Raw genomic sequence first — 395 nt, 5'->3', positions numbered from 1 at the left:
GCCGCAGTCAGCGTGAACGTACCAAATCCAAGTGATATCTCGGCTTCTTGCGTGACAGTCTCAGCGGTCCATCCAATAGGATAGTTGGCGACGTCAGCGGAAGCGCTGCCACCGCCAGCAGCTGCTGATGCCCCACCTTCAGACGCCGCAGCACCGCCGCCGCCTGCCGCTGCGGACGAGCCTCCACCGGAGGCTGCAGCGCCGCCGCCTCCGGCTGCAGCAGACGAACCTCCTCCAGAGGCTGCCGCGCCACCGCCACCGGCAGCAGCGGAAGAGTCGCCGCCGGCGGCCGAAGCACCACCGCCACCAGCTGCTGCGGACGATTCTCCTCCCGAGGCCGAAGCTCCACCTCCTCCGGCCGCTGCCGAGGAGTCCCCACCTGCCGCTGCGGCGCT

General features: G+C 69.6%; 1 protein-coding gene. It reads right to left on the bottom strand.

All coding sequences use genetic code 11. The features are described from left to right. Window positions 1–7: 7 nt before the first annotated feature. Window positions 8–395: hypothetical protein (locus C6W91_RS21330; RefSeq protein ID WP_370571632.1), on the bottom strand; the 388-nt coding region annotated here is incomplete at its 5' end.

The sequence above is a fragment of the Phaeobacter sp. SYSU ZJ3003 genome (assembly GCF_041300735.1).
Classification (GTDB): domain Bacteria; phylum Pseudomonadota; class Alphaproteobacteria; order Rhodobacterales; family Rhodobacteraceae; genus Phycobacter; species Phycobacter gallaeciensis_A.
This window is presented reverse-complemented; position numbering and strand designations above follow the sequence as displayed.